Raw genomic sequence first — 6,637 nt, 5'->3', positions numbered from 1 at the left:
TTCTGAATGTAAGTGACAAGAAGTCATACTTTTTTTGTTATTTGAACTAATTAGATGAGTTCTGATGGCTTGTAATATTTCATGAGCAGAACTGTTTATAAACGTTGGTTCTTATGCGCTGTTTTTTAGCGCATTACGAACCATTACGTTTATAATCAAGCGAAAGCGTGTCTGCGACGAAATATACAAACATCAGAACAGATTATATACAACAAAAAAGTATGACTTCTTGCTGAGATTTAGGATAATCATCAGCAAGAATCCTGCTTTGCAGGACAAAATTTGTCTTAACGACAAATTTTGGTCTGGTACGGTTCTTGATTTTCCTGATGAAAACAAGAACCTATGAATATTTGCTTGTTATTATCAGTAGACTTGGTAGGAAGTCAGTAATCTAAGAAGGGAGATTTACAGATGAAGTATCCTAAACTTTTTGAGCCAATTAAAATTGGCAAGCTTGAGATCAAAAACCGTTATGCAATGGCACCTATGGGACCTCTTGGTCTTGGTGATTGCGAAGGCGGTTGGAATGACAGAGGTATAGATTACTATACAAGAAGAGCAAAAGGTGGAATCGGTCTTATTATTACCGGTGTAACTTTCTCAGATACAGAAGTTGAGAAGCCTTCTTTCCCTAACACACCTAATTCAACATATAATCCGGTTCAGTTCGTTAGAACAAGCCGTCAGATGACAGAAAGAGTTCACGCTTATGGTTCTAAGATTTTCCTGCAAATGAGCGGCGGATTTGGACGTGTAACAATTCCTACAAACCTTGGAGAATTTCCACCTGTTTCAGCATCTGCTGTTCCTCACAGATGGCTTGACAAGACTTGTCGTCCTCTTACAGTTGAAGAGATTCACGGAATCGTTGAAAGCTTTGGTAAGGGTGCTTATAATGCTAAGCGTGCAGGCTTTGATGGTGTAGAAATTCATGCAGTACACGAAGGATATCTTATCGATCAGTTCGCTATTTCATTCTTCAATCAGAGAACAGATGAATATGGCGGATCTCTTGAGAACAGACTTAGATTTGCAAAGGAAATTCGTGAAGAAATCGCTAAGACTTGCGGATGGGATTTCCCTGTTGCTATGAGATTCTCTCTTAAGAGCATGATCAAGGATTTCAGAGAAGGTGCTCTTCCAGGTGAGAAATTTGAAGAAAAAGGTCGTGATATTGAAGAAGGCATAGAGGCAGCTAAACTTCTTGAAAAATATGGCTATGATGCACTTGATGTAGACGCTGGAACATACGATGCATGGTGGTGGAATCACCCACCGATGTATATGGAGAAAGCTCCATATAAGGAATTTGCCAGAATTACAAAGAAAAATGTAAATATTCCAGTTATCATGGCAGGTCGTGTTGATAACCCAGATACTGCTACTAAGTGTCTTGAGTCTGATATATGCGATATGATTTCACTTGGTCGTCCAACACTTGCTGATCCAGATATTGTTAACAAGATTCGTAGAAATCAGATTAGTCAGATTCGTCCATGTATCAGCTGTCAGGAAGGTTGTATGGGACGTATCCAGTCTTATTCACTTATCAACTGTGCAGTAAATGCTCAGACAGGTAGAGAAAGACTTACAGCTTACAATCCTATCACTAAGGCAAAGAAAGTATTAGTAATAGGTGGTGGTGTCAGCGGATGTGAAGCTGCAAGAGTTCTTGCAGAGCGTGGACATGTGCCGGTTGTATATGAAAAGTCTGGTAGACTTGGCGGAAACCTTATCCCTGGTGGTGCTCCAGATTTCAAGGAAGACGATATTGCACTTGCAAAGTGGTATGAAGATGAACTTGCAAGACTTGGTGTTGAAGTTCATTTGAATACTGAGGCAACAGAGAAAGAAATTCTCGACAGCTCATTTGATGCAGTCATCTTTGCAACTGGTTCTAGACCTAAGATGTTCTCACTTGGAGACGATTCTAAGGTTTATTCTGCAGAGCAGGTTCTTCTCAACGAGAAAGATCCAGGAAATGAAGTTGCAGTAGTTGGTGGCGGTCTTGTAGGATGCGAACTTGCACTTGACCTTGCTATGAAGGGCAAGAAAGTTACAATAGTTGAAGCACTTGACAAACTCATGGCTGTTAACGGACCTCTTTGCAGTGCTAATAAAGAAATGCTGGAGAAGCTCATTCCTTACAATGGAATTGAAGTATGCACAGGCGCTAGAGTTACTGGATATAAAGATGGAGTTCTTACAGCAACTGTTGCTGATGAAACAAAAACTTTCAAGGCAGACAGTGTAGTTCTTTGCGTTGGTTATGCCAGTGAGGCATCTTTATACCAGAAGTACAGCAATGAAGTAGATGAAGCATATCTTCTTGGTGATGCAAGACAGGTTGCAAACATCATGTACGCTATCTGGGATGCATTTGAAGTTGCAAACCATATCTGATTTTAAATTTTAAAACATATTTTTTAACACATAATACCTTAAATATAAAATTATTCTGCATAGATGCCATCTCCCCAAATGGTAGTTTGTGCAGAATAAAACCTCCCACACATTTGATAATAGTTATAAAACGGCATGTTTCTGAATTGGAGCATGCCGTTTTTTCATGTATCATCTTTTAAAAAGAAGCAAATTATGATACGATACTAAATTGGTGTTACTTTAATCAAAGCATAGTTCCTTGTTTTCTTTATGAAAATAAGAAACATACAAGGATGTAAACATATTTAAACAGAGGTTTTGTGTGAATACCAAGAATTTTAAGTGTTTTCAAATTTTATATGAGGAAGGAAATCTTTCATCTGCTTCCAGAAAACTTTTTTTATCACCGCAAGGGCTAGGCAAGATGATAAAAAATATGGAGGATGAGATAGGAACAAGTCTTTTTATCAGATCGAAAGAGGGTTTTTTACCGACAGAAAGTGGTAAAATATTCTATGAAAAGTCTAAAGAAATAGATAAGAGTCTTAACGATCTAATGTCAGATATTGCTCATATAAGAAATGGAGAAAAGCGTTTTAGAATAGGTCTTGCGGCTGGGGTTATTCGTGCTATTGACGTGGAAAAGCTTCACGAATTTATGGATAACCATACAGAAATAGTCGGAAGATGGTATGAACACGAAAACGGATTAATCAAGGAAAAAGTATTAAATGGTGAGCTTGGATTAGGAATAGTAATTGGTGAAACAAGAGATAATAATCTAAACTGCGTACTTATGAAATCAATTGAAGTTAATATGTATGTCTACAAAAATCATCCTTTCTGGGATAGGGAATACATAGATTTATCAGAGGTACGGGATGAGAAGATTATTACCATGAATAGCAAATATCATGTATATCATGATTTTGTAAATGCATGCCATTTAAATGGTTTCAATCCAAATATTGTAGCTCACGTTTCTGAGGGAGAATCGATTTATCAGCTAGTTAAGCATAAAGTTGGAATAGGTGTTTCTCCTAAATTTTTTCCTGATTGCAAAGATGTAAAAGGAATTAGAATTTCAGGTGGTTATACGTGGGATATTTGTGGAATATACAGAGTCGACGGAGCAGATAACAGGCTTGCCAGAAGCCTTATTTCACATATGAAATAAACTGTATTTAATGTTAGATAAATTTGCCAATATAGAAACATTTTACCTAACTTGTACTCATGGTATAAATCACGAAAAGGAGAATGATATGATTAAAGACGGGAAGATATGGATTGCAAATAATCAGGAAGGAAAGTCAGTGTATATGCTGCCTTCGATGGCAAATAGACACGGACTAATCGCTGGAGCAACAGGAACTGGTAAGACTGTAACTTTGAAGGTGCTTGCTGAGACTTTCAGTGATATGGGAGTTCCGGTATTTCTTGCAGATGTAAAGGGAGACGTGGCAGGAATCCTGAATCCTGGAATAGATTCAGAAGATATGCAGAAACGAATCGATAAGTTTGAAATTAGAGATAAAGGTTTTGCATACAATGGATATCCTGTAACTTTCTGGGATATATATGGTCAAAAGGGAATCCAGCTTAGAACAACAGTCTCAGAAATGGGACCACTCCTTCTTTCTCGTATTTTGGGATTAAATGAACTTCAAAGAAATATATTGGGAATTGTATTTAAAATTGCAGATGATGAGAAACTTGCTCTTATCGACCTGAAAGATTTAAAGGCAATGCTCAATTATGTATCTGAAAATAACAAAGAGTATGCAGCAGACTATGGAGCAATGAGTAAGGTTACTATCGGAGCAATTCAAAGAGCTGTTGTATCGTTGGAAATATCTGGAGGAGAGAAGTTTTTTGGAGAACCAGCGCTTGATATAAGAGACTGGTTTACAGTATCTCCTGAAGGAAAAGGAATGATTCATGTGTTAGACAGTGAGAGTCTAATAGGAAATGGGACATTGTATTCAACATTTCTTTTGTGGATGATGTCAGAACTCTTCGAGATAATGCCGGAAGTTGGTGATCTTGATAAGCCTAAGATGGTATTTTTCTTTGATGAAGCACATTTGTTATTCAAAGATACACCAAAGCCTCTTTTAGAAAAAATAGAGCAGGTTGTAAAGCTTATTCGATCAAAGGGCGTTGGTATTTATTTTGTAACACAGAATCCAAGAGATATTCCAGATGGAGTATTGGCTCAGCTTGGAAATAAAGTGCAGCATGCATTAAGAGCATATACTCCTTCTGATCAGAAGGCAGTTAAGGCGGCAGCAGATTCTTTTCGTGAGAATCCAGAGTTTAAGACATTTGACGTGATACAAAGTCTTGGAACCGGCGAAGCACTTGTATCTTTCCTTGATGAAGGCGGTATTCCAAGTGTTGTGGAAAAGGTTAATATATTGCCACCAAAGAGCTTTATTGGAGCAATTGATGATGGCACAAGACAAAGAGCAATAAACAGCAGTCTTCTTTTTACTAAATACGCAAATGCATATGATCCTGAATCAGCATACGAATTATTAGAGCGATTGGGAATCCAGAAAGAAAGAGAAGAAGCGCTTGCTAAAGAAGAAGCCTTACAGGCAAAGGAAAATGCTAAAAAAGAAGCTGCACTTGCTAAAGAAAGAGAGCGTCAGGAAAAATTAGAAGCCGCAAATAAAAAGAGAGTCGCAAAGTCCGTTGGAAATTCTGTGGCTGGCACAGTTGGAAGAGAAGTCGGAAAACAAGTCGGCAAGCCATTTGGAAGATTTGGTAAGACGCTTGGAGGCAATCTCGGCGCATCTCTTGGCAGAGGTATTTTGAGCACCTTGTTTAAAGGATGATGAGAGGAAAATAAAATAATGACAGGTTGTATATCTCAAAAAGATACTATCCTTACTGTTGACGTTGGAAATACCAGTATAGTATTTGGACTATTCACAGAAGGAATTCTAGCTTTCACTGAGAGAATTAGTACACAAAAAGAGGCTGATGCCTTCTTTTATTCAAAACAGATTCAAACTATTATTCAAAAGAGAAATCTTGAAAAACATATTATTGGAGGTGCTATCGTTTCTTCGGTAGTACCTCAGATAAATGATGCTCTATCACTTGCTTTAAGTTTTTTTGTACAAGGCGAAGTGATAGTGGCTTCTAGAAATATGCTAGGACTTCCCCGTATAAAAAAATATGATGAAAAAAGTGTAGGCATGGATAGGCTTATGGATTGCCTTGGTGCGTACAAAATATGTAATAGCGCTGCCATAGTATTTGATTTTGGAACCTGCAGTGTTATGTCTGTTATAGATAAAGATGGATTTTTTGTAGGTGGAACCATTGCACCAGGAATCCAGACTTCTTTAACCGCACTGTATGAAAAAACTTCGGCACTTCCGAAATTAGATGCCGTAATGCTGGATGTAAATACAAATGTGATTGCAAAAGATACAAAGAATTCCATGTTAAACGGCGTAATCATAGGAGCAGCAGCAATGCTTGATGTACTTGCTGCAAAAGCAAAAAACGAGCTTTTCATATCATACGATGAAAACGAGTGTATAAATACTGCATTTAACAACGGTAATGAACATAGAAATCTGTTATCTGACAATGTAGAGGTAGTGGTAACAGGAGGACTTGGAAGACTTGTGATTCCATTTTGTAAGACCAAAGTTAGATATGTGGAAAATTTGCAGTTAGAGGCACTATATTACCTTTATTATATAAACATGCAGGAAAAAATGATAGCCAATTGCTAAGGCTTTATAATCAGTGCGTATTTGTAATTAAAGTATAGCCTGATAGGTTAAAAAATCTATAAGTCATTTTTTAAGGGAAGGTTAATAACTGTTGAATAATACTTATAAAACTATATAAACAGATGTTGACTTTTATAGTTTACTGATGTATAATAATATTGAAAGGAGCTAGCACTTTGAGTAAATATTATTCTATACATGAATTTTCAAAGATTATAGGTGTATCTGCGCAGACATTACGAAATTGGGATGCTAACGGAAAACTTCATCCACATCATACTACAACAAGTGGTTATAGATATTATTCTGATGAACAACTTAACCAAGTAATGAATGTAAAGCCTAAAAATCGTATCACAATTGGATATTGCCGAGTATCGAGTCAAAAACAAAAAGATGACTTAGAGCGGCAAATTGAAAATGTGAGAACGTATCTTATAGCAAAGGGACAACCATTTGAAATAATAAGTGATATTGGTTCCGGTATAAAC

5 protein-coding genes are annotated in these 6,637 nt (G+C 37.0%); all 5 read left to right on the top strand.

Annotated features, from left to right (window positions below; translation table 11 throughout):
* Nucleotides 1–414 precede the first annotated feature (414 nt).
* Nucleotides 415–2,406 carry an oxidoreductase gene (locus G634_RS0107365; protein ID WP_026504749.1) on the top strand — a complete coding sequence of 664 codons (1,992 nt, stop codon included), beginning with the start codon at nt 415–417 and terminating at the stop codon, nt 2,404–2,406.
* Between the two features lie 304 nt (nt 2,407–2,710).
* On the top strand, nt 2,711–3,565 hold the full coding sequence (locus G634_RS0107360; RefSeq protein WP_026504748.1) for a LysR family transcriptional regulator: 855 nt from the start codon (nt 2,711–2,713) through the stop codon (nt 3,563–3,565).
* Between the two features lie 88 nt (nt 3,566–3,653).
* On the top strand, nt 3,654–5,231 hold the full coding sequence (locus G634_RS0107355; protein ID WP_026504747.1) for a helicase HerA-like domain-containing protein: 1,578 nt from the start codon (nt 3,654–3,656) through the stop codon (nt 5,229–5,231).
* An 18-nt stretch (nt 5,232–5,249) separates the two neighbouring features.
* On the top strand, nt 5,250–6,146 hold the full coding sequence (locus G634_RS0107350) for a type III pantothenate kinase (RefSeq protein ID WP_026504746.1): 897 nt from the start codon (nt 5,250–5,252) through the stop codon (nt 6,144–6,146).
* 176 nt (nt 6,147–6,322) lie between these two features.
* On the top strand, nt 6,323–6,637 hold a 315-nt coding region (locus G634_RS0107345), incomplete at its 3' end, for a MerR family transcriptional regulator (protein ID WP_026504745.1).

Origin of the sequence: Butyrivibrio sp. NC3005 (assembly GCF_000424545.1) — a bacterium.
Lineage (GTDB): Bacteria > Bacillota > Clostridia > Lachnospirales > Lachnospiraceae > Butyrivibrio.
The sequence above is the reverse complement of the archived record's forward strand: the minus strand, read 5'-3'. Positions and strand labels throughout refer to the sequence as shown.

Bases quoted from the DNA above. Each gene is read 5' to 3' on its own strand.
- G634_RS0107365 (WP_026504749.1), top strand. From the start codon at position 415: ATGAAGTATCCTAAACTTTTTGAGCCAATTAAAATTGGCAAGCTTGAG.
- G634_RS0107355 (WP_026504747.1), top strand. From the start codon at position 3,654: ATGATTAAAGACGGGAAGATATGGATTGCAAATAATCAGGAAGGAAAG.
- G634_RS0107350 (WP_026504746.1), top strand. From the start codon at position 5,250: ATGACAGGTTGTATATCTCAAAAAGATACTATCCTTACTGTTGACGTT.